The sequence below is a fragment of the Rhodococcus sp. IEGM 1241 genome, assembly GCF_033142365.1.
Taxonomy (GTDB): domain Bacteria; phylum Actinomycetota; class Actinomycetes; order Mycobacteriales; family Mycobacteriaceae; genus Rhodococcus_F; species Rhodococcus_F erythropolis.
This window is the reverse complement of record NZ_JAWLSE010000009.1, coordinates 1-26,606: the sequence shown is the minus strand read 5'-3', so window position 1 is coordinate 26,606 and position 26,606 is coordinate 1. Positions and strand designations below refer to the sequence as shown.

The 26,606-nt window shown below is 62.9% G+C and carries 27 protein-coding genes; 17 read left to right on the top strand and 10 right to left on the bottom strand.

The genetic code is table 11. The features are described 5' to 3' along the window. Positions 1-246: 246 nt before the first annotated feature. The 7 genes from R4P70_RS28185 to R4P70_RS28155 all read left to right on the top strand — a co-directional run bounded on the left by R4P70_RS28185 (position 247) and on the right by R4P70_RS28155 (position 7,175). Positions 247-375, top strand: coding sequence for a hypothetical protein (locus R4P70_RS28185; protein ID WP_021333694.1), 129 nt, complete (start codon positions 247-249; stop codon positions 373-375). After that, entirely contained in the window at positions 359-874 is a 516-nt protein-coding gene (locus R4P70_RS28180) for a tail fiber domain-containing protein (protein ID WP_317832892.1), read from the top strand. The genes R4P70_RS28185 and R4P70_RS28180 overlap by 17 nt, the downstream gene beginning before the upstream one ends. Before the next feature lie 10 nt (positions 875-884). Beyond that, positions 885-2,858, top strand: coding sequence for a helix-turn-helix domain-containing protein (locus R4P70_RS28175; RefSeq protein ID WP_317832890.1), 1,974 nt, complete (start codon positions 885-887; stop codon positions 2,856-2,858). Positions 2,859-2,964: 106 nt separating this feature from the next. Beyond that, positions 2,965-4,254 (top strand): hydroxymethylglutaryl-CoA reductase, degradative, encoded by a 1,290-nt coding sequence (locus tag R4P70_RS28170; protein WP_317832888.1) that lies wholly within the window; start codon positions 2,965-2,967, stop codon positions 4,252-4,254. 5 nt (positions 4,255-4,259) lie between these two features. Next, complete coding sequence (locus tag R4P70_RS28165; protein WP_080910802.1) at positions 4,260-5,228, top strand: hydroxymethylglutaryl-CoA lyase; 969 nt, start codon at positions 4,260-4,262, stop codon at positions 5,226-5,228. 61 nt (positions 5,229-5,289) lie between these two features. Then, positions 5,290-5,796 carry a hypothetical protein gene (locus R4P70_RS28160; protein WP_060938925.1) on the top strand — a complete coding sequence of 169 codons (507 nt, stop codon included), beginning with the start codon at positions 5,290-5,292 and terminating at the stop codon, positions 5,794-5,796. Further along, positions 5,793-7,175, top strand: coding sequence for a tripartite tricarboxylate transporter permease (locus tag R4P70_RS28155; protein ID WP_003941745.1), 1,383 nt, complete (start codon positions 5,793-5,795; stop codon positions 7,173-7,175). The genes R4P70_RS28160 and R4P70_RS28155 overlap by 4 nt, the downstream gene beginning before the upstream one ends. Before the next feature lie 59 nt (positions 7,176-7,234). Here R4P70_RS28155 and R4P70_RS28150 read toward each other — a convergent pair whose 3' ends face one another. The 3 genes from R4P70_RS28150 to R4P70_RS28140 all read right to left on the bottom strand — a co-directional run bounded on the left by R4P70_RS28150 (position 7,235) and on the right by R4P70_RS28140 (position 10,553). Further along, positions 7,235-8,647, bottom strand: a complete 1,413-nt coding sequence (locus R4P70_RS28150) for a diguanylate cyclase (RefSeq protein WP_317832884.1) — start codon at positions 8,645-8,647, stop codon at positions 7,235-7,237. Between the two features lie 80 nt (positions 8,648-8,727). Continuing rightward, positions 8,728-9,411 (bottom strand): dethiobiotin synthase, encoded by a 684-nt coding sequence (gene bioD, locus R4P70_RS28145; RefSeq protein WP_317832882.1) that lies wholly within the window; start codon positions 9,409-9,411, stop codon positions 8,728-8,730. After that, positions 9,408-10,553 (bottom strand): 8-amino-7-oxononanoate synthase, encoded by a 1,146-nt coding sequence (locus tag R4P70_RS28140; protein WP_317832880.1) that lies wholly within the window; start codon positions 10,551-10,553, stop codon positions 9,408-9,410. Before R4P70_RS28140 ends, bioD begins: the two co-directional genes overlap by 4 nt. 38 nt (positions 10,554-10,591) lie before the next feature. Here R4P70_RS28140 and R4P70_RS28135 point away from each other — a divergent pair, with 38 nt between their 5' ends. From R4P70_RS28135 to R4P70_RS28115, 5 genes are all read left to right on the top strand, one after another. Then, a complete protein-coding gene (locus tag R4P70_RS28135; RefSeq protein WP_317832878.1) occupies positions 10,592-11,884 on the top strand; it encodes an adenosylmethionine--8-amino-7-oxononanoate transaminase in 1,293 nt (430 codons plus the stop codon). A 57-nt stretch (positions 11,885-11,941) separates the two neighbouring features. Further along, positions 11,942-14,281 (top strand): glycogen debranching protein GlgX, encoded by a 2,340-nt coding sequence (gene glgX, locus R4P70_RS28130; protein ID WP_317832876.1) that lies wholly within the window; start codon positions 11,942-11,944, stop codon positions 14,279-14,281. A gap of 13 nt (positions 14,282-14,294) precedes the next feature. Further along, positions 14,295-16,652, top strand: a complete 2,358-nt coding sequence (gene treY / locus R4P70_RS28125; protein ID WP_317832874.1) for a malto-oligosyltrehalose synthase — start codon at positions 14,295-14,297, stop codon at positions 16,650-16,652. 94 nt (positions 16,653-16,746) lie between these two features. Then, positions 16,747-17,559 (top strand): mycofactocin-coupled SDR family oxidoreductase, encoded by an 813-nt coding sequence (locus R4P70_RS28120; RefSeq protein ID WP_019748832.1) that lies wholly within the window; start codon positions 16,747-16,749, stop codon positions 17,557-17,559. A 66-nt stretch (positions 17,560-17,625) separates the two neighbouring features. After that, the gene (locus R4P70_RS28115; RefSeq protein ID WP_317832872.1) at positions 17,626-18,555 is read left to right on the top strand and encodes an NADP-dependent oxidoreductase; all 930 of its coding nucleotides are present in this window, start codon (positions 17,626-17,628) and stop codon (positions 18,553-18,555) included. Positions 18,556-18,561: 6 nt separating this feature from the next. Here the strand turns inward: R4P70_RS28115 and R4P70_RS28110 are convergent, their stop codons facing one another. After that, on the bottom strand, positions 18,562-18,981 hold the full coding sequence (locus R4P70_RS28110) for a PaaI family thioesterase (protein ID WP_230544121.1): 420 nt from the start codon (positions 18,979-18,981) through the stop codon (positions 18,562-18,564). A gap of 55 nt (positions 18,982-19,036) precedes the next feature. Here R4P70_RS28110 and R4P70_RS28105 point away from each other — a divergent pair, with 55 nt between their 5' ends. Continuing rightward, on the top strand, positions 19,037-19,630 hold the full coding sequence (locus R4P70_RS28105) for a TetR/AcrR family transcriptional regulator (RefSeq protein ID WP_317832869.1): 594 nt from the start codon (positions 19,037-19,039) through the stop codon (positions 19,628-19,630). A gap of 34 nt (positions 19,631-19,664) precedes the next feature. Here R4P70_RS28105 and R4P70_RS28100 read toward each other — a convergent pair whose 3' ends face one another. Further along, positions 19,665-20,558: an EamA family transporter gene (locus R4P70_RS28100; RefSeq protein WP_317832867.1), complete on the bottom strand. Its 894-nt coding sequence runs from the start codon at positions 20,556-20,558 to the stop codon at positions 19,665-19,667. A gap of 83 nt (positions 20,559-20,641) precedes the next feature. Here R4P70_RS28100 and R4P70_RS28095 point away from each other — a divergent pair, with 83 nt between their 5' ends. Next, a complete protein-coding gene (locus R4P70_RS28095; protein WP_097387289.1) occupies positions 20,642-21,532 on the top strand; it encodes a LysR family transcriptional regulator in 891 nt (296 codons plus the stop codon). A gap of 1 nt (position 21,533) precedes the next feature. On the opposite strand, the gene R4P70_RS28090 is transcribed toward R4P70_RS28095, so the two are convergent. From R4P70_RS28090 to R4P70_RS28080, 3 genes are read right to left on the bottom strand one after another with little or no spacing between them, the layout of a single operon-like run. Further along, positions 21,534-21,890: a PLD nuclease N-terminal domain-containing protein gene (locus R4P70_RS28090; RefSeq protein WP_019748838.1), complete on the bottom strand. Its 357-nt coding sequence runs from the start codon at positions 21,888-21,890 to the stop codon at positions 21,534-21,536. A 57-nt stretch (positions 21,891-21,947) separates the two neighbouring features. After that, the gene (locus R4P70_RS28085; protein ID WP_317832864.1) at positions 21,948-22,571 is read right to left on the bottom strand and encodes a TetR/AcrR family transcriptional regulator; all 624 of its coding nucleotides are present in this window, start codon (positions 22,569-22,571) and stop codon (positions 21,948-21,950) included. Between the two features lie 57 nt (positions 22,572-22,628). Further along, positions 22,629-22,823 (bottom strand): DUF1918 domain-containing protein, encoded by a 195-nt coding sequence (locus R4P70_RS28080; RefSeq protein ID WP_003941743.1) that lies wholly within the window; start codon positions 22,821-22,823, stop codon positions 22,629-22,631. A 193-nt stretch (positions 22,824-23,016) separates the two neighbouring features. Between R4P70_RS28080 and R4P70_RS28075 the strand changes: the two genes are divergently transcribed. Genes R4P70_RS28075 through R4P70_RS28065 form a run of 3 tightly spaced genes read left to right on the top strand, consistent with a single transcriptional unit; the run spans position 23,017 to position 25,773 of the window. Beyond that, the gene (locus tag R4P70_RS28075) at positions 23,017-25,014 is read left to right on the top strand and encodes an MFS transporter (RefSeq protein WP_317832862.1); all 1,998 of its coding nucleotides are present in this window, start codon (positions 23,017-23,019) and stop codon (positions 25,012-25,014) included. Positions 25,015-25,054: 40 nt separating this feature from the next. Further along, the gene (locus R4P70_RS28070; RefSeq protein ID WP_317832860.1) at positions 25,055-25,645 is read left to right on the top strand and encodes a TetR/AcrR family transcriptional regulator; all 591 of its coding nucleotides are present in this window, start codon (positions 25,055-25,057) and stop codon (positions 25,643-25,645) included. Next, complete coding sequence (locus R4P70_RS28065; protein ID WP_256922339.1) at positions 25,642-25,773, top strand: hypothetical protein; 132 nt, start codon at positions 25,642-25,644, stop codon at positions 25,771-25,773. Before R4P70_RS28070 ends, R4P70_RS28065 begins: the two co-directional genes overlap by 4 nt. A gap of 21 nt (positions 25,774-25,794) precedes the next feature. Here the strand turns inward: R4P70_RS28065 and R4P70_RS28060 are convergent, their stop codons facing one another. Both R4P70_RS28060 and R4P70_RS28055 read right to left on the bottom strand, forming a co-directional pair. Next, the gene (locus R4P70_RS28060) at positions 25,795-26,208 is read right to left on the bottom strand and encodes an arsenate reductase ArsC (protein WP_317832858.1); all 414 of its coding nucleotides are present in this window, start codon (positions 26,206-26,208) and stop codon (positions 25,795-25,797) included. Then, a partial coding sequence (locus R4P70_RS28055; RefSeq protein WP_411742488.1) for an arsenic resistance protein occupies positions 26,205-26,606 on the bottom strand: 402 nt, incomplete at its 5' end. The genes R4P70_RS28060 and R4P70_RS28055, both read right to left, overlap by 4 nt.

The window sequence follows — 26,606 nt, the reverse complement described above, 5'->3', positions numbered from 1 at the left end:
ACCTGCGTTAGAGATCGGTCGATGGCTACTTGATTACTGCCGCCCGTACGGCGCCGACAAGGCGCCGATGACCCAGCAGTTCTTGACCCAGTGTTGCACGCCTGTGTTTTCCACGAGAAATTCGGTCCAGACGGGTTGTCATCGCCCGCACGGCGGAGCAATGTGAAAGATGAGCGCGGAGCAGGTCGGCAGCACTTTCGTCGGACACCTGGCCCCTCAATTCACCGCACAATTTTTGGAGGAATCATGTTGGGAATTGCTTTGGGCCTCGGCAGCGCTGCTGTCGGAATCGGCCTCGGACTACTAGGCGCGGGAGCGGGAATTCTGCTGAGCGACAAGACCGTCAAAACTGCGCGACGTGACCTCACCGCCTGACGAGGGCGAGCGCACTGAATATTTGGGCACTCGGGTCAGCACTCGGGTCAACGCGGCGATGCGCCACCCCGCGCAGTGGGCGCTCTCGCACGCCACACGTCGCCGCGGCGTGGACACAGACGCAGCCGTTCCCACCAGCGCCCAGGACGTGCTCGACCGGTTGACGGCTCTCCGAATCAGCACGTGGAGTTACGGTTTCGACCACAAGTCGATCCGTCATCTCGGACCGATGGCACAGGATTTTGCCGCAGTCTTCGGCCTGGGGTCCAACACCCGTCGGATCTCGGCCGTCGATGCAAACGGCGTCTGCATGGCGAGCATTCAAGCATTGAACCGCAAAGTTCTCGCCCTCGAGACAAAGGTCAGCGCGCTCGAGAAGGACATGGACAGGCTGCACGAAGAACTGGGAGGCACGGGCACGGATCGAAATGCATTAGAAGCCAACAACAGTCACACATCCCCGCCGCTCGACGAGTTCGGTAGGTCCGCAGGTCTGTAGTTTGTTCGGTGTGACCGCCCCTGATTCAGACTCCGACTCGGAACCCAACGAGATTGCCGCACTGTTCGACGTGACGTCCGACTCCGTCGGTGACGAACATGTCGAACAGGTACTTTCCGAATTCGGCCTCGGCGCAACGGAGATCACGCAGACCGCGGCCCGCATCCGGGCCAGTCGGTCGGAATTTCGCCGACTGCGCCGTCGCGAGAACGAATTGGCGGTCCTCTACTCGAGTGCGCGTGAACTCGCGCAAGTTCGCGACGTGGACACTCTGCTCCAGCGACTCGTCAACCGAGCACACGACATCATGGGCACCGACGTCACGTACCTCTCCGAGTTCGATGTGGTCACCAGAGATCTGAATGTTCGAAAGACAGCAGGCGCCGTCTCGCCGGAGCTACAGCATTTGCAGGTTCCTGCCGGCGCGGGACTGGTCAGTGCGATTGCCGAATCTCGAGCAGCCCAATGGGTTCAGAACTACAGCGACTACACGCAGTCGCGTCACGACGAGGTGGTCGACGCCGCGATAGTCGCCGAAGGTCTGGTGGCGATTCTCGGCGTGCCGATGCTCTCGGACGGCCAGATCCTCGGAGTCCTGTTTGCCGCCGACCGCCGGGAACGACGATTTACTGCCGATCAGATAGCCCTGCTCTCGGCGCTGGCGGATCATGCCTCGGTGGTCCTGCAAACCGCGCGGGCGCTCGACCGCGCCGAGGAATCCGCCGCCGAGACCGGGCGAGCACTCGACGAACTGCGGGAGCACGTGTCCGCGCGCGACAAGTCGAACATCGTCCACCAGGATCTGATCCACGCCGTTCTCCGTGGCGGCGGATACGCCCAGGTTGCACGAACCCTCAGCAGCGCACTCGAGCGCGGCACCGTCGTGGTCGACAGTGAGCTACGCCCTCTGGTCAAATCCTCGGGCGAGCAGATCACGACGGTGCCGTTGTCTCTACCTCGCGCCGTGTCCGAGGCCATCGACCTGAGTCGCCGAAGCGGCCGATGCACGTTTGTCGCCGATGGCAGTGAAACCGTGATCCAACTCGTCAGCGCCATCACCGCCGGCGAATCATTCCTCGGGGCCATCTTGCTGAATCGTTCGGACGCGCCGATCGGACCTGTCGAACTCAGGACCGTGGAACGGGCCGCTCAGGTTACTGCGATCCTCGTGTTGCAACACACGGCGGCGGCAGCAGCGGATCGGCGCGCACGTGACGAACTGGTCGCCGATCTGTTGAGCACTGCGCCCGAGCGCAGGCGCGACCTCGAACGTCGGACCCGCAACCTCGGCATCTCCCTCGGCGAACTCGATACCGTCCTCGTGGTGTCGGTTGCTCCGGAACTCCGCACCGCTGCGCTCCGCGCAATCGGGCAGAGTTTGCCGGTCGGGGCTTTGGCGTCGCAGCACGCCGGATTGATCGCGGTGGTCTCGCGCTCGGGGAACCCGGCAGCCGCGGCGACCGTCGTTCACCGCCAGATCACCGGTTCGGTGGGACCTCACGCCGTGGTGATTGCGCCGGCAACGGCGGAGCGTCCCGAAGACCTCCCGGCGCGCTTCACCTCTGCCCTGCGTACTGCTCGCCTGCTCTCGGCGTTGGGCAAGACCGACGGCGCGGTCACGACGGCGTCGTATCTGCCGTACACCGTTCTGTTCGGCGAAAATCCGGAATCACTTCATCAGTTCATCGATGACGTGATCGGCCCGGTACTCGCCTACGATCGCGACAAGGACACCGATCTCACTGCGACCCTGCGCGCCCTCGTGCGCAACGAAGGAAGCCCGACCAAGGCTGCCCGCGCCCTCAACTATCACCCGAACACCGTCATTCAGCGTCTCGAGCGCATCCGCACGCTCCTCGGTCACTCGTGGCGTGAAGACGAGAACTTCTTTCGGGTGTCCATGGCGACGAGGCTCGACGAGCTTCGGCAAGTGGGCGCCGAAGAGGCCGGGGGTGAGACCGTCGACAAAGACGGTGGTGCATGACACTACAATTTCGACCGATCGATGTGCCCTGAGCACGTGGCCTGGCAGCCATCACCCTCCCTACTGTGAAGCGGAGCACAGAATCACTTCAGGAGGACCACCCCCCGTGTCAATCAACAGCCGGTCTATCAATAGCCGTATCGCCAATTTCCGGTCCTACGATGTCGCCGCACGGCGCGCCGAGATCGTCCGCCAGACGGACCTGACCGAAGCAGACATCGCGGTCTACGACGCTGCCGACGGTCTCACCATCGATCAGGCCGATCGCATGGTCGAGAACGTAGTCGGCGTCATCGGCATCCCGGTCGGCGTCGCCACCAACTTCACGATCAACGGCACGGACTACCTGATCCCTCTCGCCACCGAGGAGCCGTCGGTAGTCGCAGCCGCGAGTAACGCTGCCCGCATCGCACGCGGACTCGGCGGCTTTCACGTCTCGAGCACCCCGCCGATCATGCAGGCCCAGATACAACTCGTCGACGTCGTGGATCCGGCGGCCGCCCGAATCCGACTCCTCGAGGCTCGCGAGGAAATCATTGCACTCGCCAACGAGCAGGACCCGAAGTTGGTCAGCGTCGGCGGTGGTGTGAAGGACATTTCGGTTCGCATCGTTCCTTCGGACAAGGCCACCTACGTGGTCCTCCATCTTCATGTCGACGTACGAGATGCCATGGGCGCCAACGCCGTCAACACGATGGCCGAGGCAATCGCGGATCGAGTCGCCGAGATCGGCGGCGGACACGTCGTCCTGCGCATTCTCACCAACAAGGCCGATCTGCGGCTGACGCGCGTTCGCGCCGCGTTCGACGCCGAATTGATCGGCGGCGCAGAGGTTGTGGACAACCTGATCCATGCCGCGCGCTTGGCGGAGCTGGATCCCTACCGCGCCGCGACGCACAACAAGGGGATCATGAACGGCATCAGCGCCGTAGTGCTGGCGACCGGAAATGACACGCGCGCAGTCGAAGCCGGATGCCACTCCCATGCAGTCAACGCCGACGGAATCTACTCCTCGCTCTCGCATTTCGAGAAGAATGCCGACGGAAACATCGTCGGCACCCTCGAGCTGCCCATGCCGGTCGGCCTCGTCGGCGGGGCCACCAAAGTGCACCCCGTAGCGCAGGCCGCAATCAAGATGCTCGGCGTCGAGAGCGCCGAGGAACTCGCCGGCATCATCCTGGCAGTCGGTCTGGCGCAGAACCTGGCCGCTGTCCGCGTTCTGGCCAGTGAAGGTGTCCAACGCGGACACATGGGACTGCACGCCCGCAACATCGCTGCCACCGCCGGAGCGCAGAAGAGCGAGATCGACGCCGTGGTCGCACGCCTGATCGCGGACAAGAGCATTCGCGTCGAACATGCCGAGAAGGTTCTCGCCGAGATCCGCGGCGGAAACTGACGACAATGACCGAAACAGTTGCAGGATCACCAGTGTGGAAGCCGGCGCCTCATCGAGTGCCGGCGCCGGGACTACCGACCTCGGTCCGGATCTACGAAGTCGGGCCACGCGACGGACTTCAAGCAGAGACGGCGGTGATCCCGACCGAGACGAAAGCCCAGTTCATCGAACGCCTCGTCGCGGCCGGTTCCCGCACTGTCGAATTGACGAGCTTCGTCTCACCTCGATGGATCCCGCAACTCGCGGACGCGGAAGAATTGATGGATCGGCTGCACCTGCCGGACTCGGTACGTACGGTCGTTCTTGTCCCGAACCGCAAGGGTCTCGAGCGGGCCGTTGCCGCCGGAGCGCGCGAAGTTGCAGTATTCGTCAGCGCTACAGAGGAATTCGCTAAACGAAACCTCAACTCGACGGTAGACGGCGCTATAGCCGCGGCCACCGAGGTCACTGCCGCCGCAAGAGCTCTGGGACTTCCCGTCCGCGGCTACATCTCGATGTGCTTCGGCGACCCTTGGGAAGGCACTGTGCCCGTCGAACGTGTCGCCGACATCGCGAAGACCCTGGTCGACAGCGGTGTCACGTCACTCTCACTCGGCGACACCATCGGCGTCGGCACACCTGGCCATGTGCTCGCCTTACTCGACGCCCTCCGAGAACGTGGCATCCCCACATCGCAGATCGCCATGCACTTTCACGACACCTACGGCCAGGCGCTGTCGAACGTCTATGCGTCATTGACCGCTGGAGTATCCGAATTCGACAGTTCCGCAGGTGGTCTCGGACGGTGCCCGTACGCCAAGGGCGCGACCGGGAATCTCGCCACCGAGGATCTGGTGTGGATGCTCCACGGCCTCGGGATCGACACCGGCATCGACCTGGATTCCCTTACCGACACAAGTAGTTGGATGGCCGAACAGATCGGACACTCGAGTCCGTCCCGAGTCGTCACCGCCCTCCGCGCAGCACGTACCTGACACTCGCAAGCAAGCCCCTCCCTGTACGACCCCCTGCCATGCATGACACTGGAGAAGACTGATGTCACCACCGCAGTCGGCAACGACGCCGACCACCACAACCGCGCCGACCGATCAGCAGACATACCTCGAAGTCTGGGGCGACACTGTCAACGGTCGACACCTCGCGATCTCCGTCGCAGTCGGCAGTGTCGTGGGCGCCTCGGCTCTGCTTGCGGCCCAGTCTCTGTTCGAACGGGTCGTCAACGAACCGTCGTTGGCCCAGGCGTACAGCCTGCTGGTCGGTATCGCTGCCTGCCTGCTCGCCGGCGTCGTCTGCGGAATCTTCATCAAGCCGAAGCGGATAGTCGCCTTGGCCGCCGCCGACGCGGAGTCGATCGACGGTGTCATCACGACGATGAGTGAGCAGCGTCAGGGTCTGGGCACTCTCGCCGACATTCCGGAGCAGAGTCGACAGGAACTTCGCGAACTCGGTCTGTACGACCACTTCGCCGCTGCCGAGGCCGAGCACGCACAGGCCTCGAAGACATCGCCCTCGAACCCGCCGAAGGGCGGTGGGCGCGCATGAGTTCGGTTCTGACCAACGAAATTCTCATCGCCGTTCTCTTCGGCATCATCGGTGCTGTCGCGTTCACGTTCATCGGATTGATCTCCGGCACAGACGAGACCGCCACCATCGCACCGCTGACTCTGCTCGTGATTCTGCTCGGCGCTCCCCCGGCGGCAGTATTCACGTTCTTCCTCTCCGGTGCGATCGCCAAACACATGACGCATGCGGTGCCGACGATGCTGCTGGGCATTCCCGGCGACACGATGGCGATTCCGCTCTTGCCGGAAGCGCAGATGATGCGCTCACTCGGCATCCCGCACATCGCACTCCGCAAGGCGATCTCGGGAGCAGTGATCTCGGCGTTCGTCGCCGTACCGGTTGCCGTCCTGTTCGCGACCATCCTCGCGCCGTTCGCCGACACCGTTCAGTCGATCGCACCGTGGCTGTTCCTGGTCGCCGCCATCGGCATCGCCTACGCCTCACCAGGCCGCTGGGCCGGGGTGGTCGCCCTCGTTCCGTTTGTCATCTTGATCCTCGGTGCCCGCGCGTTGACGTCGAATTACGATGTGTCGCTGAACATCAGCTACTTCCTGGCCATTGCGGTCGGGCCGCTGATCGCCGACCTCGCGCTGACCCTGGGGCCGTCGAGCCGCAAGGACATGGAACGCAGCGAACCCAAGACCGTGGCACTGGCCCCGGACATCAAAGGATGGAAGGGATACTTCCCCAATCCTCTGAAGGTCCTCGATCGCAAGCAGATCGGTTACACCGCAGCCGCTTCCACGGTGTCGAGCGCAACGTTCGTTTTCAGCCCCGTCGCCATGACAGTTCTGATGGGTGAGCTGGTAGGTGCGCGGATCAAGAACGGCTATCACCGACTGACCACCATGGTCTCGGCAAAGAACGGTACGACGGAATCCACCTACATCGCGGAAACCCTCATCCCTCTCGTGGCCTTCGGCCTTCCGCTCAGCCCGCTGGCAGCAGGTCCCGCGGCCCCTCTGTTCAACGCTCCGCCGGTCTTCGAGACCAATCAGGAAACCGGAGTGATCAACAATCTCTCCACGTACCTGACGCAGTGGGAGTTCCTGCTCTACGGACTGCTCGCAGTGGTCACGGCAACGGTCATCGCGTATCCGTTTGCCATGAACTACGCGTACCGCGCTGCGTCAGCGGTGGTCAAGCACATCAGTCACGAAGCTGTGATCGCGGTGTTCACGGGACTGGTTGTGGTCATCAGCATCTGGGAGGGCGGCATCCTCGGGCTTCTGATCACCGTGACGGTCGGCCTGGTCGGTGGCCTTCTCGGGCGCCTGTTCAAGATTCACGGCGGTGTTCTGTTCATGGGTTACTACGTGGCGCTGTTCAGCGTTCCTGCCCTGATCAATCTGTTCTGATTCGCTGGATTCCACCAACACGTGCGGACCCGCAAGAATGCGGGTCCGCACGTGTTTCTTCAGCTACCGACCGTGAGCGCCACGGTTCGATTCCGGTCCAGCTTCTTCGCTCGGTACAACGCCTCGTCGGCGCAATCGACCAATTGCGTCAGGTCTGCGTCGCCGTGGGGTGAACATGCGACGCCGATGCTGACCGTCGGCCCGAGTTCACCCAACACCGCCGACGAATTCTCCGCTTGTGCGCGTCGAATCATCTCGGCCGTTTCGGTCGCACCCTCGAGATCGACACCGGCCATCAGTACGACGAACTCCTCACCGCCCAACCGGGCGAAGAGATGCTTGTCATCGAGGTTCCGCCGCACCTGATCGGCAAAACTCACCAACGCGGTATCGCCGGCGCGATGACCGAGGTTGTCGTTCACCATCTTGAAGTGATCCAGATCCATCATCAGGACGCTCACCGGACGACCAGAGTGGCGACGCGGATCGGGCGCACCCGTCACGCTGCCGCCTCGCCGCAAGAACTCGTCCCGGCGCAACGCACCGGTGAGATCGTCGTGGGTGACGGCCTGTGTGAGTGCCTCGAGCGCGCGGCGGCGCTCGAGGATCACACACGCCACCGCGATCGGCGCTACCGCCAGCAACGACAATCCGATCTGGACGGACGCACTGACGGGCGAGACCCCTTCGCTGGACAATCCGAGATGCCCGTCGGCCGTCAGTACCAACGTCCAGGCAGTTGATGCGGCGGTGAGCACCGACGTGACAAAGACATTGGTGAGCAAAGCGGCAGTCACCAGCGCCGGCATGGCAAACGCGATCGCTCCGGCGCCGCCGATCACCCACTCCAAGATGATGCAGATGGCCAGCAGCGCTGTCGGAACAACTGATCGACGCAGAAGTGTGGCAACAGCTTTCGGGTCTCGATCCACCCGCCGAAGCGAAGGGAAAGTCAGCACCAACGGGACGATGGTCATGTAGTTGACGAACTCACTCGAGAACCAGAGCAACCAGCCGTCCCACCAATGCCCGCCGAACAGCACGCGGTTCGCGATTCCGCCCACGAGCGCCGCCATCGACGCGGCCACGACAGTCGTCGACACGAGATAGCCGACGGACTGAATACTGGTCAGTCGACGATCGTCGCCGCCCACCCAGCGGAAGGCGTAAAAGCCACTCGCAACCCCGACGATGTTGGCCGCGTTGAGCCACACCATGGACTCCCACGCCCCGCCCGTGATGAGGTCGGCTCCAACGTAGCCGGCTGCAGCGCAGATCCAGGTGAGCGGTGTGGCCGAGCGCGGCGATCGAAAGAGAATCCCGAGAAGCAGCGCATTGGCCGGCCAGAAGACAGCAAGCGTGCCCGGTAGGCGGCTCAGAATTCCGACCAGGCACGAGGCGAAGACGACTACGCCGATGAGCAGTGCGCGACGTACGGCCGATGACGACAACGACTTTTCGACCGTGCTCACCACCTACATTCGGCTGACCTACTCACAATTCGCCCTACTGTGCCTTGGCTATCGATGCAGACAAATCGGATGTTACGGCGTCAGATGTCCAAAGCAGATTTACCGAGCGCGCCCCAAGCGGTCTGAGCAAACTCTTGGACACTCTCGCTGCCACTTCCCGCAGGCATCAACCCGAGAAGGGGAACACCACTGACCGAGACAAGATCCTCGCGATTACATCTCTCGGCGAGGTCCGGTTCCTGCGGCCACGAACCGATCACCAACCCGGCGCATTCCACACCGGATGCACCCAGCGCTTCCACGGTCAGAGCGGTGTGATTGAGCGTGCCCAGGCCGGAAGCAACCACCAGCACTACCGGTGCTGCCAGAGCTGCGGCGAGATCGCGCGCGGTGAACCCGTCCACCCCCAACCGAACCAACAAGCCGCCGGCACCTTCGATCAGGGTCAAGTCGTGGGTGGTGTCCAGGTCGCGAGCAACTCGGACTACGTCGTCGAGCGCCAACAACGGGAGACCACTTCGACGGGCAGCAGTATCCGGCGCCAAAGGTTCGGGATACCGCGCCAACTCGACCAGCGTCACGCCGCCCCCGGTCAGACGCTCGATCTCGGCCAGATCACCCGCACCGTCCACGTCGACGCCGGTCTGGGCCGGTTTGAGCACTGCAACCGACTTGCCCGACTGCAAGGCCACCGATGCGAATGCGGCTGTCACCACTGTTTTTCCGACGTCGGTCGACGTTCCGGTCACCAGGAAAATGCTCATGCTCGGGCACCGGCCAAGACGTCGCGCAGTACGAGAGCGATCTGCTCCATCTCGGATGCGGACAGCGTCGCTCGTGCGGTCAGACGCAGCCGTGACGTTCCTTCCGGAACCGACGGCGGGCGGAAGCAACCGACATGCAACCCCTGATCCCGGCACGCCGACGCGGCATCGAACGCCCGTTGCGGATCGCCGAGAACGACCGAGACGACAGCAGATTCAGGCGACGGTGCACCGGTGACGTCGGCGAGTTCGGATGCCCGGGCCAGGACGTCGAGCGCTCGCGTCGGCTCGCGCTGGAGTACGGCGAGTGCAGCTCTGGCCGCCCCGACAGCGGCGGGAGCGAGACCGGTGTCGAAGATGAACGTTCTTGCCGCGTCGATGAGATGCGCGCGAATCTTGTTGTCGCCGAGTACAACTCCGCCCTGGCTGGCGAGCGACTTGGACAGCGTTGCCGTCACGACGACGTCAGGTTCACCCGCCAGGCCCGACTCGTGGACGAGTCCACGTCCACCGGCACCGCGCACACCGATGCCATGCGCCTCGTCGACCAGCAGGATCGCCCCGTACTCGCGGCACACCTGATGCATCTCCCGCAGCGGCGCGAGGTCTCCGTCGGCGCTGAAGACCGAATCCGTGACGACCAGCGCTCGCTCTTCCACTCTGCTGCGCAACGTGTCGGCGAGAAAGCTCACGTCCGAATGCGGAGCTACCGCAACCCGGGCACGTGACAGGCGGCAGGCATCCACGAGTGAGGCATGCGATCCCGCATCGGAGACGATCAACGATCCGGGACCCGAGAGCGCCGTCACCGCGCCGAGATTGGCTGTGTAGCCGGAAGAGAAGACCAGTCCGGATTCCGCCCCGACGAACTCGGCCAGTTCGACTTCGAGCAGTTCGTGTTCGGTGGTGGTGCCGGTGACCAGACGCGAACCCGTGGCGCCCGCGCCCCAACGGCGCAGAGCCGCCGTTGCACCCTCGATCACGTCGGGGTGCCGCACGAGTCCGAGGTAATCGTTCGACGCCAGGTCGATCAACGGGGAGTCGACCGTGCGAGGACGGAGTTCGCGGCGCAGTCCAGCGGCCCTACGGTCCGCTTCGACGGCAGTGAGCCAATTCAGCGAGGTGTTCACTTTTCCGACCATACTTGAACACCGTTCAACTCAATGGTTAGGGTGCATCCGTGCTCACAACCGGACTTGATCCCCATGACGTCTCCGCCATCGATGCCGATGTCCTCTGGCATCCGTACGGATCATTTCCCGCGTCGACTCGTCCGCTGATCGTCGACTCTGCCCAGGGGGCTACCCTCACGCTCTCCGACGGCCGCCGATTGGTCGACGGAATGAGCTCGTGGTGGGCCGCCATTCACGGATACCGCAATCCCGTGCTCGACACTGCTGCTGCACGGCAGCTGGGCAAGATGAGTCATGTCATGTTCGGCGGACTGACGCACGAACCCGCCGCTCGCCTCGGGCGACTACTCGTCGACATCACACCACCTCACCTCGACAAAGTGTTCCTCTCCGACTCCGGTTCGGTGGCCGTCGAAGTAGCAGTCAAGATGTGCCTGCAGTACTGGCGGAGCCTCGGAAAACCGTCGAAAAATCGTTTGATGACCTGGCGCGGCGGATATCACGGCGACACATTCACCCCCATGAGCGTCTGCGACCCCGACGGCGGCATGCACTCTCTCTGGACCGACGTCCTTCGCCCTCAGGTCTTCGCGCAGACTCCCCCGGCGGACTATCTCCCCGAATACGTGCAGGAGTTGGAAACGCTGCTGGCCGAGCATCACGAGGACCTCGCCGCGGTGATCGTCGAACCGGTAGTCCAAGGCGCCGGCGGAATGCGTTTCCACGACCCCGCATACCTGATCGACCTCCGTAACCTCTGCGACAAATACCAAGTCCTTCTGGTCTTCGACGAGATCGCGACCGGATTCGGACGCACCGGTGAACTGTTCGCCGCCGATCATGCCGGCGTCAGTCCCGACGTCATGTGCGTCGGCAAGGCACTGACCGGCGGGTACATGAGTCTGGCGGCAACGCTGTGCACCACGGAGATCGCAGAGACCATCACTACCGGCGAGGGCGGCGGACTGATGCACGGCCCCACCTTCATGGGCAATCCACTCGCGTGCGCTGTCGCGGTCGCGTCGACCGAACTTCTGCTCGCAATGGACTGGCGGCGTGACGTCGCAACCCTCGAACGTGGCCTCACTCGCGGCCTCGCCGAAGCCGTCACAATTTCCGGGGTGGTGGACGTTCGAGTCAAAGGCGGAATCGGGGTGATCGAACTCGAGCAGCCGGTCGAGATGCAGAGCGCCACCGATGCGGCCGTCGACGCCGGGGTCTGGCTTCGACCGTTCCGCAACCTGGTGTACGCGATGCCTCCGTACCTGTGTTCGGACGCGGAGGTGGAACAGATCACAGCCGGAATGCTTGCAACCGCCCGCAGCCAGGCGAAACGGTGATCAGCGGCGTAGACAGTCGACAAGATTCGATCGGCTGCACCCGATAGGGTCTGATTCATGGATCAACCGCCGAGCGCGCCCTCAGCCACTCCCATCCCGGTATGGCCTGGCAGTGCGTACCCACTCGGTGCCACCTACGACGGCGCGGGGACCAATTTCTCGCTCTTCTCCGAGGTCGCCGAAGCCGTCGAACTGTGCCTGATCGCCAAGGACGGCACCGAAACCCGCATTCGGATGGACGAGGTCGACGGTTACGTCTGGCATGCGTACCTTCCGTCCGTGTCCCCCGGCCAGCGATACGGCTACCGCGTGCACGGGCCGTACGATCCGGCCGCAGGTCTGCGATGCGATCCGAGCAAACTCCTGCTGGACCCGTACGGAAAAGCGTTCGACGGAGACTTCGACGGAGACCGTTCGCTGTTCTCGTACGACGTCGAGTCGGCGGCGGACCCCGAACCTGCTGGAGACGAAGAAACTCCTGCCGTGGAGCCGGAAGAAGCCACCGACGAAACGAGTTCGGAAGCCGAATCTGGCGAGGTGGGCCTCGAAGACGAGTCACCCACGGGCGATCAGGAATCGGACGAGAGCCTCGAGCCCGAACCCTTCGATCCCGAACCACTCGTCGACGAACCCGCTACCATCCCTTTCCCCCAACATGATTCGCTCGGTCACACGATGTCGACCGTCGTCATCAATCCGTTCTTCGACTGGGCGTCCGACCGCTCGCCGAAGCGTCCGTACCACGAGACGGTCATCTACGAAGCGCACGTCAAGGGTATGACCGCGACGCACCCCGGAGTTCCGGAGGAATTGCGCGGCACTTACGCCGGACTCGCGCATCCGGTGATCATCGAGCACCTCACCAATCTGGGTGTCACGGCGATCGAACTGATGCCGGTCCATCAGTTCATGCACGACCAGGTGCTGCTCGATCAGGGACTGCGAAACTACTGGGGCTACAACACCTTCGGCTTTCTTGCTCCACATACCGACTACTCCTCGGCCGCCAAACCCGATGCGGCCGTGGCGGAATTCAAGGCAATGGTGCGCAGTTTCCACCAGGCGGGTATCGAGGTGATCCTCGACGTGGTCTACAACCACACTGCCGAGGGCAACCACATGGGGCCGACCATCAGCTTCCGCGGAATCGACAACGCCGCCTACTACCGACTGGTCGACGGCGACGAAGCGCACTACATGGACTACACCGGAACGGGAAACAGCCTCAATGCCCGTCATCCGCACACCCTGCAATTGATCATGGACTCGCTGCGGTACTGGGTCACCGAAATGCATGTCGACGGTTTCCGCTTCGACCTGGCCTCCACACTCGCCCGTGAACTGCACGACGTGGACCGCCTTTCCGCCTTCTTCGATCTGGTGCAACAGGATCCGATCGTCAGTCAGGTGAAACTGATCGCCGAACCGTGGGACGTCGGCGAAGGCGGTTACCAGGTCGGCAACTTCCCAGGCCTGTGGACCGAATGGAACGGCAAGTACCGCGATACCGTCCGCGACTACTGGCGTGGTGAGCCGGCAACGCTGGGCGAGTTCGCTTCCCGCCTCACCGGATCCTCTGATCTCTACGAGGCGACCGGACGTCGCCCCGGCGCGAGCATCAATTTTGTCATCGCCCACGACGGTTTCACCCTGCACGACCTCGTCTCGTACAACGAGAAGCACAACGAAGCCAACGGCGAGAACAACAACGACGGCGAATCGCACAACCGATCCTGGAACTGCGGCGTCGAAGGCCCCACAGACAACCCCGAAATCCTCGAACTGCGTGGACGTCAGAGCCGAAACATCCTGGCCACGCTGATGCTCAGCCAGGGCACCCCGATGCTTGCTCACGGCGACGAGATGGGCCGAACTCAGCAGGGTAACAACAACGTTTACTGCCAGGATTCGGAACTGTCATGGATGGATTGGACTCTCGCGGAAACCAATGCGGACCTCGTCGAGTTCACCAAGCGCGCAATTGCCTTGCGCGCCAAGAACCCGGTCTTCCGGCGTCGTCGATTCTTCGAGGGCCGACCCATTCGAAGTGGCGATCAGGGCCGAGACATCGCCTGGCTCACGCCGTCGGGCGAGGAGATGACTCCGGCCGACTGGGACAGCGGTTTCGGTAAGTCGTTGGCCGTCTTTCTCAACGGCGACGCGATCCCGGAACCGAACTACCGCGGCGAGCGTGTCACGGGAGATTCGTTCCTCCTGTGTTTCAACGCTCACTACGAAGATCTCGAATTCTCCACCCCCAACGCGGACTACGCGTCGGAGTGGACGGTCGTACTCGACACCTCGGTCCCCACTGGTGAGAGCGATACCGTGATCAAGGCCGGAACAACATTGGATGTAAAAGCGCGAGCATTGACGGTACTTCGCAGAACCGCCTGAGGGAGACGTGCACATGGCCCCGATAACCAGCACCTACCGACTGCAGTTGCGACCGGATGCATTCACTCTTCGTGATGCGGCCGCACAGGTGGACTACTTCGAGGCATTGGGGGTCTCACATCTTTATCTCTCCCCCATCCTCACTGCGACGTCCGGGTCGACGCACGGCTACGACGTCACCGATCTGACGACCGTGTCCGAAGGACTTGGTGGCCGCGAGGCTTTGGTGGAGTTATCGCGCGCGGTTCGATCACGTGGGATGGGCCTGATCGTCGATCTGGTCCCCAACCATGTCGGTGTCGCCAAACCTCGCGAAAATGCTTGGTGGTGGGACGTTCTCACGCACGGGCAGTCGTCGGAGTACGCGGACTTCTTCGACATCGACTGGGCAGACGACAACGGGGCCAACGGCAAACTCTCGCTCCCGGTGCTGGGCAGCCAGGACGATCTCGACGCACTGACTGTCGAGAAGGATGGTGAGGAAACACTTCTCGCGTTCTACGAGCACCGCTTCCCTGTCGCCTCCGGCACCGAATTCGGATCTCCACAGGAGGTCCACTCCAGGCAGTCGTACCGACTCGTACCGTGGAACGCCGGAATCATCAACTACCGACGGTTCTTTGCCGTCAACGAACTCGCTGCACTGCGCCAAGAGGACCCCAAAGTCTTCGAACTCTGCCATCGGCAATTGAAGTCGTGGGTCGATGAAGGACTGATCGACGGCGTTCGCATCGATCACCCGGACGGACTCGCCGATCCGGCGGAGTATCTGGGGCGCCTGCGGGAACTGATCGGACCAGATCAGTGGCTCGTGATCGAAAAGATCCTCGGCCATACGGAACCACTCGATCCTCTGCTCCCGATCGACGGCACCACCGGATACGACGCACTCAATCAACTGGGCGGCATTTTCGTCGATCCCGCCGCCGAACTCGAATTGACCGAACTCTCCGCAGATCTGACCGGCGACGACGGGGACAGTACGTGGTTGCATCACACCGAACGTCAGTTCAAACGCGACACCGGGCGCGGTGACCTTGCACCCGAGGTTCGCAGACTCGTGCGCGCAATCCGACGCGAAACCGGAAGTCGTTGCAGTGAGACCGAACTGAACGACGCAGTTGTCGTCGCGATCGCTCGGATGCCGGTCTATCGATCCGACTACAGTCCGCTCGCCGGTTTGGCCGCTCGCATCGTCGGCGACATGCACGAACTGGCTCCTGGGCATGAAGCAGCGTTCAACGTGCTGGCGCAGTCCCTGGTGAACGGCGGTGAAGCGGCGGTTCGCTTCCAGCAGGTGTGCGGCGCCGTCATGGCGAAGTCCGTCGAAGATCGACTCTTCTATCGGACGGCGCGACTGGTCTCACGTCAGGAAGTCGGCGGCAACCCTGCATCACTTGCCGTCTCCGTCGCCGAATTCCATCTCCACAACGCGGACCGAGCGAAGCGGTGGCCGCGGGCGATGACGAGTCTGTCCACTCACGACACCAAACGCGGCGAGGACGTGCGGGCACGGATCGGTGTTGTGTCTCAGGTGCCGACCCTGTGGTCCCGGCTGATTCGCGAGTGGGAAAACGCGTGCCCCAGCCCTGATCCGCTTACCGGATTGTTCCTGTGGCAGAACATCATCGGTGTGTGGCCGGCGGACAGCCGCTCGGCAGCCTCGGTTCCAGAGCTGCGCGAGCGTTTACACGCCTATGCGGAGAAAGCCGTCCGCGAGTCCGGCGCCAGGACTTCCTGGAACGATCCGGACGTCGGCTTCGAGTCGGCAGTGCACCGCTGGATCGACGAGGTGTTCGACGGACCTGTCGCTGATTCGGTCAGCGAATTCGTCGGCCGGATCGCGCGTCACGGCTGGGCGGACTCTCTGGGCCAAAAGCTGCTCCAACTCCTCGGGCCCGGAGTTCCCGACGTCTACCAGGGCACGGAGCTGTGGGAGGACTCGCTGGTCGACCCGGACAACCGGCGCGTTGTCGACTACGGAACGAGGCGATCACTGCTCGAATCCGGCGCCGCGCCGATCGACGCGACAGGAACCGCAAAGTTGCACCTCGTTCGCACGGCACTGACACTGCGGCGGGAGAACCCCTCGTGGTTCGATCACGGTGAGTACCGGCCCATCTTCGCTTCAGGTTCCGGATCCGGTCATCTGGTCGGCTTCTCGCGCGGCCCGGCAGGTGATCCGCCCATGGTCGTTGCTCTGGCGACGCGACATTCGCTCGGACTCTCGTCGCACGGCTGGCGAGACACACGAATCGACCTTCCCGAAGGCGAATGGCTCGACGCACTGAGCGGACAACCCGTCACGTCCGCAGATGCGCGCGATGTCTTCGCCGACGGACCATGTGCCCTGTTGACCAGGGTGTGCTGAGCGGTTTCCGCTGACTGGACATTCACCCCCGAAAAGAACTTCGTCGCGCTAACTTCCGAAGAGCAGATCGTCACCACTATTCGGAGGTTTGAGCATGACTGCCAATCGATACACCGGAAAAGTTGCCTTCATCACCGGAGCAGCCCGCGGTCAGGGGCGGGCGGAAGCTGTCCGGCTGGCAGAAGAGGGCGCAGACATCATCGCCGTCGACGCGTGTGTTCAATTCGAATCCACGTCTTACGCCGGCGCCACCGAAGACGACCTGGCCGAGACAGTCGAACTGGTCAAGGCTCTGGACCGACGAATTGTCGCTACCAAGACCGACGTCCGCGACTTCTCTGCGCTGTCCGCGGCGCTCGATGCCGGCATCGACGAACTGGGGCGCCTCGACGTCGTCGTCGCGAACGCCGGAATCTGTTCTGCCAACATGTCCTGGGAAATCACGCCCGAGCAGTGGCAGGAAACGCTCGACGTCAACCTGACCGGAGTCTTTCACACCGCCAAGGCAGCGATCCCGCACCTGATCAAGCAAGGCACCGGTGGCTCGATCATCTTCACCAGCTCCGTCGCCGGCCTGCGTGGGCTCCCCTTCCTCGGCCACTACGTCGCGAGCAAACACGGCATCACCGGTCTGGCCAAGACGATGGCCTCGGAATTGGGGCAGTACAACATTCGGGTCAACACCATCCACCCGCACGGCGTGGAAACCGGAATGCAGATGACGGACATGCGGCCGCTCATCGACGCCAACGCTCACACCCTCGGTCCGATCTTCATGCAGACCTTGCCAGACCCGGTCAGCCAGCCGGAGGACATCGCCGCAGCCGTCGCGTTCCTCGGTTCCGACGAGGCCCATCACATCACCGGCATCGCGATGCCGCTCGATCTGGGCACCCTGATCCGCTGATCGAATCTTCTCGAGTTTTTCCCGTCCTCGGGGAATATCGCTTCCCCGAGGACGGTTGCGCGAGACATGACCAAAACTGTTGTAGCGCAGACGTACGGCACGCCCGAGGTCCTGGAGCTGGTGGACATCGATTTACCGGCGCCGAAATCAGGTGAAGTCCTGGTCGACGTGAAGGCGATCGGCGTCAATCCCTTCGACTTCAAGCTCTACAGCGGTGCTTTCGGCACTGATCCCGAGAAACTTCCGATCCGCCTCGGCGGCGAGGCAGCGGGCGTCGTCTCGGCGGTCGGCGACGGCGTTACCGGTGTTGCAGTCGGCGACGAGGTGATCGTCAGCCCCGGCAACGGTCTTTACGCCGAACAGGTAGTCGTTCCGGTCTCCTCGATCACCGCGAAGCCCGCCGGCATCAGCTGGGAACAGGCGGCCGGACTCCTTCTCGTCGGCGGAACTGCAGTCGACGCCCTCGACACCATTCGCGTCGGCTCCGGGGACACCGTCCTCATCCACGGCGCGTCCGGTGGCGTCGGCGCTATTGCGGTTCAGCTCGCCGCAGCACGCGGTGCCACCGTGATCGGCACTGCGGGAGCATCGAATCAGGACTACGTGCGCTCGCTCGGCGCCACGCCGGTGCTCTACGGCGAGGGCCTCGAAGCCCGCGTTCGTGAACTCGCACCGAACGGTGTCGACGCCGCTTTCGACACCGCCGGAACTGACGAAGCCGTCGATACATCTCTGGCGTTGGTCACCGACAAGAGCCGTATCGTCACCATCGTCGCGTTCGGACGCGCCCAGACCGACGGCTTCGCGTCTGTCGGCGGAGGCAATCCGGCAAGTGCCGAAGCACGTTTGAAGGCTCGCTCCGAACTGGTCGAACAAGCCGGGTCGGGACACCTCACCGTGAAGATCGCCAAGACCTTCCCGCTCGCAGACGTCACCCTCGCTCACACCGAGTTGCAGAGTTCTCATCCCGCCGGGAAGTTCATCCTCATTCCCTGAGGTTCCCTAAGCCTGAACGGCGAGTGGAACCAAGAGGGTAGTGCCGAACGCGACGAGCACGGATTCGCCTTCGCGTTCGGCATGTACCTCGGCAGTGACGAACACCTGCTTGCGCCCAGCCTTGACCGAGCGTGCCGTGGCGACGAATGCCGTTCCGACTCCCGGGCTCACGAAATTGACCGCGCAGTTGGACGCCGCCACGACACCAACCTGTGTAAAGGCGGCAAATCCGCACGCAGTGTCGATAAGTCCCGCCACAAGCGCAGCGTGCAAGTGTCCCGAGTACTGGCCAAGATCCTCACGCCATTCGAGCCGCAGGCAGACATGTCCTGGTTCGGCCTCCGTCACTTCGAATCCGGCCCACCGGTTGAAGGCCGCCGAGGCGTTGACTGCGCGCAACTGTTCCAGCATTTCCGAATGTTCCATGTAGACCAGTCTACATAGATTGTGGTGGATCGCTGGGGTGTTTAAGCTCCAACTCGTGGCGACTCCCCCGAAACACCGCAAAGCACTGGTACGAGCTGCAGCCGATCTGTTTCGCCGCCAGGGGTATGCGGCTACGGGACTCAACGAGATCCTCAAGTCGAGTGGCGCCCCGAAAGGTTCGCTCTACCACTACTTTCCCGGCGGCAAAGAGCAGATCGGCGAAGAGGTCGTCCGCGTCGGCGGGCAGTTGGTCACCGACACTCTGACCGAACTCGCCGACAACCACCCGGACGCCGGAGCACTGCTGCGCGAGTATGCGCGGCTGCTCGCTGGATGGGTGAGCGATTCGGACTTCCACGAAGGCTCGCCGATCACGACGGTGTTGTTGGAACTTGCCCCCGATTCGGAGAGCGTGACAGCCGCAGGACAGGCGGTCTACCGACAGTGGACTTCGCTACTGCGCGACTCACTGATCGAGTCCGGTGTCGCACACACTCGAGCGGAACGGCTTGCCGTCCTGGCAGTGTCCGCACTCGAGGGTTCGCTGGTGCGGGCTCGCGTCGAACGATCCGGTCAACCGATCCTCGATTCGCTCGGCGAGGTCGCCGACGTGTTCGCCGGAGCCATCGCTGCGGCGGCCGTGCACTGAGCTGACATGCCCTGAGCGAACGGCACTCTCGGTCTCATGAAGGCGCCGAAAGGTACGTTCGCTCGGAATCGGAGGGTGGGCCTGCCGGCTTCCCACCACCCCGAGCACCACCGCGGGCCGCGCCGATCCCCGCGACGACGACGCATGCGATACCTGCCACTGCCAGAACACTCGGAACTTGTTGCAACACACCAAGACCGATGAGCTGCGCGAAAGCGGGTTCGAGACTCATCAGCGTGCCGAATGCTGCTGTCGACAGCCGCCGCAGTGAGACCATCTCCAGAACGAACGGCACGACGGGCAGCAAGATCGCAAGTCCGAGGCCCACGAGAACCAGGTGCGGGGTCAGCCGCCCAATGGCCGAGTGGCCCACGGCAATTGTCGCGGCCAACCCGGCAACCGCCATCGACACCGCCAGCCCGTTGATACCGGCAACCTCGTCGCCGACCCGCTGGGTGAGCAGTATGTACATCGCCCAGCAGAGCGCCGCGCCAAGTGCGTACGCCACACCGACCAGATCGACTGTCCCTGCCCACGGTTCAGTGAGAAGGACTACGCCCACGCCTGCCAGAACCGGCCACAGAACGCGGCCACGCCCCCGGAGCAAAGCAACCGTCAGCGGACCCAAGAACTCCAGCGCGCTTGCCGTTCCCAGAGGAAGACGCTCGACGGCCGCCATGAACAACAGCGTCATGCCGGCGGTGACCACACCCAGGACCACGCAGGCCAGAAACGCTTTGCGAGTGAACGCGGAGGAACGGGGCCTGACGATGATCAGAAGAATGATGCCCGCCCAGGCGAGACGTATCCACGCTGCTCCGTCTGCTCCGAGCTGATCGATCAGACCCACCGACACGGCAAGCCCGAGCTGCACGCACAACATCGCCAGAACAGCCAGGCCCACTCCGGCCCGCGCTTTCGTATCCATAGCTGAATTGAACGGGACGCCAACCGTTCGTGTCCACGCGATTTTGACCTACATTATGTTCACGATTAGTGAATGATCGAACGATGGAAACCCGTCGACTCCATCTCCTCCTCGAACTCTCCCGCTTGGGTTCCATGCGCGCGGTCGCCGAAGCTCACAACCTCACGACATCGACAGTGTCCCAACAGCTCGCGGCTTTGACCGCGGAAACCGGTACTGCATTGATCGAACCGGAAGGCCGACGCGTTCGCCTCACACCTGCCGGTCAACGACTCGCCGATCATGCCGTCACCATCCTGGCAGCCGTGGATGCAGCTCGCCTGGACCTCGATCCGACCGCCGAACCGGAGGGGACATTGAGAGTCGGCGGATTCGCTACTGCCGTCAGAACCGCGATGCTCCCCGTCGCCCTGAGCCTGCAACACAGCCATCCACAGGTAGACGTGGTGATCTGCGAGTACGAACCGGCCGAGGCTTTTGCCCTACTCGAACGAGATGACCTGGACCTCGCGCTGACGTACGACTACAACCTCGCCCCCGCATCCCCGAGCTCGTTACTCGAAGCACTACCGCTCTGGTCGACGCCGTGGGGATTATGCGTTCCCGACAACGCCCGCACACCCGACGAGTCCACGAAATCCGGGATCGATCTCCGCGCCTTCGCAGACACACCATGGATAGTGAACTCACGAAACACAGCCGACGAGCGCGCTGTGCGAACCCTCGCGTCACTGGCTGGATTCACCCCTCGGATCACTCACCAGATCGACAGTCTCGACTTGGTCGAACTCTTGATCCTCAGTGGTTACGGCGTGGGGCTGATGCCACTCGAACGCACGACCCGCGAAGGCGTACGCGTCGTGCCGCTGACCGATCCGCCTGTCATCCTCACCGCCCATGCGGTGACGCGTCGCGGCCGATCGTCGTGGCCGCCGCTTCGGCTCGTGCTGGACCGTCTCACGGCCTACCGATAACTCAAATCCGATCAGCGTCGCCGTCGCGGCGCTGCTGCTTTGCAATTCGACGCTGCTCTTCCGCCCGCTCGCGGCACTGACGCAAGAATGCTTCGTCCGCCGCCGGATCCTGCGCAACGGCGCGTCCCGGACGCTCGTATTCGCCGTAACCGGTTGGACCGACGTAACCGCGGGGCGCGTTCTGTCCGCGCCCGACCACCAGCCACAGAACGGACCCCAAGGTGGGAAGGAAGATGATGATCAGAATCCAGACGACCTTGGGTAGGTACTGGATGTAGGCGTCATCTCTCGTGATGGCGTCGACGATGCAGAAAATCCACAGCAACATCGTGATGAGGCCGAACAAGGCATAGGGCACGCTGGCGATTCCTCCCGAGAATAAAAAACCCTCGCCATGCTAACGAAAACAGACCGATTAGTACATTAGATTCTGGCGAATGTTGAACTCGAGCCATCCTCGGTATGCATCGACATCCCATCCACTGACCCGACGCAATTGCTGATGAAGCTGAGGCGAGACGAAAGCGGCAAGTATGCCCGCGGCTTTCTCGAGCGAAATCTCGGGCCTCAACAATCCGTGCTCGGACAGACCCTCGGCTATCGACATCGCATTGACGGCCGACTGATCCGACGATTCCTCGGACAGTCGCCGCATGTCGGCATCCGCACCTGACGATTCGACCGCGACCATCATCAGAGCGCCGGCACGTTCGAGCAGTCCGATGCCCTGTGCCACGATCTGGGAGACGATCCGGCGAACGTCATCGGGGTCCGAGGCCAGGTTCGGCGCGCCGAGTGGAACCTCGTCGGCATCGAGCGCCGCGGCGAGGGCCGCTTCGAAGATCTCGAGCTTCCCGCCCGGGAAGGCTGTGAACACCGTCCGATTGGCGACGCCGGCCGAGTCGGCAATCTGTTTGACGGTGGCACTGACGTATCCGTCTCGGACAAACAAGGTCGTCGCCGCATCACGAATGAGTTCACGCGTTCGCTGTGCGGAAGCTTCACGCACGCGGGAGTGGTAATGGCGTCTGCCCTCCATTGCGCACACTTTAGCCGCATTCGATGCAACGGCCATGCATGGAAAGAATCGTGCAGTTCAAGAGCCTTTTCCGGGGTGATCTATCCAGCCGTCGCTACCGGGAAACACCAACGCCTCGTGCCCGTTGTCGTACCTGACCAGATAGGGCGGCCCTCCGTCCTCCCCGTGGACTTCGAGGACCTCGGCAGTTACCTCCGCCTGCCCAACCACGCGCCCCTGGACATGGAGACGGTCACCCACTTCGGCATGCATCACTCCTCCTCGCTGCCCGCTCGCGCGGGCGCAGACCAACCACTGACGTTGTTCCCGCGATACCGACTTGGAAACCCTGGACGGGTTGCCGTCGTGAGGAATCGCATATTCACCGAAGGTGACAGCGAGGGGTGAACAGTGGTTCACTCATGGGTGAATTCCCGTTCACCACCGCCGCGTGAAGGACCGTCTCTTGGCATTGCACTCGTCTCCGACCACTCGCCGTTCAAGTCGGCTCATCACCGCAATTCTCTGTCTTTCCGGCACCGTGGTCGCGCTGCAGCAAACGATGGTCATTCCGTTGTTGCCCGATTTCCCGAAAATCCTCGGCGTCAGCGCTGACGACGCCTCCTGGCTCGTCACCGTCACACTCCTCACGAGCGCCGTCGCCACTCCGATCGTCTCCCGCCTGGCGGACATGTTCGGAAAACGGCGCATGATGCTGATCTCGATGACGATGATCGTGGTCGGATCACTGGTCGCGGCGATCGGCGGCAACTTTGTCGCCCTGCTGATCGGCCGTGGCCTCCAGGGCTTCGCGATCTCGATGATCCCCGTCGGAATCAGCATCATGCGCGACGAACTGCCCAAGGAGAAGGTGGCGTCGGCAACAGCCTTGATGAGTGCCACTCTCGGAATCGGCAGCGCACTCGGGCTCCCCCTGTCCGGGTTGATCTTCGAGCATCTAGGCTGGCCCGCCATCTTCTGGCTCTCGGCGATCGTGGGCGTCCTGTTGATCATCGCGGTAGCCGCCGTCGTCCCGGAATCGAGTGTTCGCACCCGCGGCAAATTCGACTTCCTCGGCGCGGTCATGCTCTCGACAGCACTCACGGCGATCCTCCTCGCCATCTCCAAGGGGGCCCGTTGGGGATGGACGAGCGAACTGACATTGCTCATGTTCGTCATCGGAATCGTGACGCTCGCACTGTGGTTCCCGTACGAACTCCGGGTCACCCAGCCGATGGTCGACTTGCGAACGTCGGCCAAGCGGCCCGTTCTGCTGACCAACGTCGCCTCGATCCTCGTCGGCTTCTCGATGTATGCGAACAACCTCTCCACCACTCAGCAACTCCAGATGCCGAAGATCTCCGGCTACGGCTTCGAACTGGGAGTGATGGCGGCCGGACTGTGCATGATTCCGGCAGGCCTCGCGATGGTCTTCTTCGCTCCCGTCTCCGCGAACATCACGAAGCGATTCGGAGCCAAGATCACCCTGATCGTCGGCGGCACTGTGCTCGCGCTCGCCTACATCGCGCGCGTGTTCCTGACCGGCTCGATAACACTGATCATCATCAGCGCGGCGGTGGTCAGCATCGGAACTGCAATCGCCTACTCCGCGATGCCGATGCTGATCATGCGATCGGTTCCGATCACCGAAACCGCGTCCGCAAACGGCCTCAATTCGCTGCTCCGCTCAGTCGGTACGTCCACATCCAGCGCAGTGGTTGCCGCCATGCTCACCTCGATGGTCATCCCGTCCGGGCCGGGTGAGGGCCTTCCGTCGATCGACGCCTTCAAGAACATCTTCTGGCTGGCCGCCCTCGCCGCCGTGGCTGCTGCCGCTGCCGCTGCGTTCATTCCTCGCCGCGGCGCAAAACCGGAAACGGCGCTTCGCCCGGTGACCCCGGAAGGGTTCGAGCTTCCCGACGCCGCCGTGTCCGAAACGGAAATTGTGGTTGCCGGTCGTGTGGTCCGAGCCGACAGCCGACCGATCCGGCAGGCTGTTGTCACCGTGATGGACATGGAGGGGCGACCGATCGACTGGAGTCGCGCCGACAACGAGGGCAACTTCTCCCTCGCACTACCCCGGCCCGGACGGTACTTGGTGGTGACGAGTGCCGACGGCTGGTCCCCTCGGTCGCAGGTGATCGCTTTCGACAGCGCGCAATCGACGCACACCGTCGAACTCGGCGACCGCCTCACCATCTCCGGCAAGGTCGGAGTCGACGGTCGAACAACCTCGGGAACCGTCGTCACACTCACGAAACCGACCGGCGAATTCGTCGCATCCACCGTCACCGACGGAACCGGGCACTACGGAATCGCACTCCCGACATCCGGCCGGTACATCCTGACCGCGCTGACCGAGAGTGGACACGGCACATTGGCTCGTCAGATAGCGGTCATCGCGCAGTCCACCGTCGTCGACTTCGACGTACCCGTCGATGCCGAGCCGTTGACGACAGTATGAGCAACCAAACGCATGGCGATCGGGTATCGAGGCGAGCGGCATGAGCAGCGGTGAAGCCAGCATCCTCACAGCAGCAAAAGCCTTGTTCGCGGAACGAGGTTACGCATCGACGACCATCAAGGACATCGCGGTCGCAGCCGGTTACTCCCCTGCCCTGGTCATGAAGATCTACGGCAGCAAAGCTCGGTTGTATTCGGCTGCGATCCCGTCCGCACCTCCGATGGACGAGGATCCCAATGCCGACGCCACCGGAAACATCGGCTGTCAACTGGTCGAGAAACTTGTCGCTCGTAGAGAATCCGACGAAACCGATCCGTGGGCAATGCTCGCAGTACACGTTCACGAGGCGCCAGATCCGGACGCCGCCCGGGCAGAGATCAAGGAACGATACGTTCACGGGATCGCGCGACGCATCGGCGACACCGAGCCCGGTTTGGTTCGCAGCCAGGTCGTCGTCTCACTGTTGCTCGGACTTGCCACTGGCATGCGAACGCTCGAACTCCTCGGTGAGGATTCGTTGTCGTCGAAGGACCTGATCCGGCGCTACGGAAGTCTGATTCAAACAGTCGTCGACGAAATCGAACCGGTATCCGAGCACGAACCGGACATCAGTGGCACGGTGGAGGAATGACTACCTACCGATACCTCGACGCCGATCGAAACCTCCTCGAAGAGAAAGATTTCGAAACCGAGCAGGACGCACAGGAATACCGACTCTCGGTCCTCGGTGCCGAACACATCGAGCCCGCCGACGAATGATCCTGTCGATTCCCCGATCGGTCAGGGAGACTTCGCGGCAGTGGTGAGTTCAGCGATCAAGGCTTGAACGCGACGCTCGATTTCGTCACGGATCGGGCGAACCGCTTCGAGGCCCTGTCCGGCCGGATCGTCGAGAACCCAGTCTCGGTAGCTCTTGCCGGGGAAGATCGGGCAGGTGTCGCCGCGGCCCATGGTGATGACGACATCCGAATCCTGGACGGCGTCAACGGTGAGGATCTTCGGAGACCGAGCTGAGATATCGATACCGCGCTCTGCCATCGCCTCGATCGCTGCCGAATTGACGGTCTCGGCGGGTGCGGATCCGGCGGAACGGACCTCGATGGCGTCGCCTGCGAGATGGCTCAGGAATCCCGCGGCCATCTGAGATCGGCCGGCATTGTGGACGCAGACGAACAACACCGATGGTTTGCTCATGACCTCGCACTTTCTCGAATGGATGAAACCTCTTTGACTGCAAAGCGTTTGCGTAGAGCAAGGGAGACATAGACCAGCCCGACGAGCACCGGTACCTCGATCAGCGGGCCGACGACACCGGCAAGAGCTTGCCCCGAGGTGGCGCCGTAGGTGGCGATGGCTACGGCGATCGCGAGTTCGAAGTTGTTGCCCGCGGCGGTGAACGCCAGGGTCGTCGTGCGTTCATAGCCCAATCCGATTGCGGCGCCGAGGATGTAGCCTCCGCCCCACATGAGCGCGAAGTACGCCAGCAGCGGCAACGCGATCCGGACGACATCCCAAGGCTGGGAGGTGATCTGTTCGCCCTGCATCGAGAAGAGCACGACGATGGTGAACAGCAGACCGTAGAGCGCCCAGGG

Excerpts from the sequence above, each read along its gene's own strand:
- R4P70_RS28185 (WP_021333694.1), top strand. The coding sequence starts at position 247 with ATGTTGGGAATTGCTTTGGGCCTCGGCAGCGCTGCTGTCGGAATCGGC.
- R4P70_RS28165 (WP_080910802.1), top strand. The coding sequence starts at position 4,260 with ATGACCGAAACAGTTGCAGGATCACCAGTGTGGAAGCCGGCGCCTCAT.
- R4P70_RS28160 (WP_060938925.1), top strand. The coding sequence starts at position 5,290 with ATGTCACCACCGCAGTCGGCAACGACGCCGACCACCACAACCGCGCCG.
- R4P70_RS28155 (WP_003941745.1), top strand. The coding sequence starts at position 5,793 with ATGAGTTCGGTTCTGACCAACGAAATTCTCATCGCCGTTCTCTTCGGC.
- bioD (WP_317832882.1), bottom strand. The coding sequence starts at position 9,411 with ATGAGCATTTTCCTGGTGACCGGAACGTCGACCGACGTCGGAAAAACA.
- R4P70_RS28140 (WP_317832880.1), bottom strand. The coding sequence starts at position 10,553 with ATGGTCGGAAAAGTGAACACCTCGCTGAATTGGCTCACTGCCGTCGAA.
- glgX (WP_317832876.1), top strand. The coding sequence starts at position 11,942 with ATGGATCAACCGCCGAGCGCGCCCTCAGCCACTCCCATCCCGGTATGG.
- treY (WP_317832874.1), top strand. The coding sequence starts at position 14,295 with ATGGCCCCGATAACCAGCACCTACCGACTGCAGTTGCGACCGGATGCA.
- R4P70_RS28120 (WP_019748832.1), top strand. The coding sequence starts at position 16,747 with ATGACTGCCAATCGATACACCGGAAAAGTTGCCTTCATCACCGGAGCA.
- R4P70_RS28115 (WP_317832872.1), top strand. The coding sequence starts at position 17,626 with ATGACCAAAACTGTTGTAGCGCAGACGTACGGCACGCCCGAGGTCCTG.
- R4P70_RS28110 (WP_230544121.1), bottom strand. The coding sequence starts at position 18,981 with ATGGAACATTCGGAAATGCTGGAACAGTTGCGCGCAGTCAACGCCTCG.
- R4P70_RS28100 (WP_317832867.1), bottom strand. The coding sequence starts at position 20,558 with ATGGATACGAAAGCGCGGGCCGGAGTGGGCCTGGCTGTTCTGGCGATG.
- R4P70_RS28095 (WP_097387289.1), top strand. The coding sequence starts at position 20,642 with ATGGAAACCCGTCGACTCCATCTCCTCCTCGAACTCTCCCGCTTGGGT.
- R4P70_RS28085 (WP_317832864.1), bottom strand. The coding sequence starts at position 22,571 with ATGGAGGGCAGACGCCATTACCACTCCCGCGTGCGTGAAGCTTCCGCA.
- R4P70_RS28080 (WP_003941743.1), bottom strand. The coding sequence starts at position 22,823 with ATGCATGCCGAAGTGGGTGACCGTCTCCATGTCCAGGGGCGCGTGGTT.
- R4P70_RS28070 (WP_317832860.1), top strand. The coding sequence starts at position 25,055 with ATGAGCAGCGGTGAAGCCAGCATCCTCACAGCAGCAAAAGCCTTGTTC.
- R4P70_RS28065 (WP_256922339.1), top strand. The coding sequence starts at position 25,642 with ATGACTACCTACCGATACCTCGACGCCGATCGAAACCTCCTCGAAGAG.
- R4P70_RS28060 (WP_317832858.1), bottom strand. The coding sequence starts at position 26,208 with ATGAGCAAACCATCGGTGTTGTTCGTCTGCGTCCACAATGCCGGCCGA.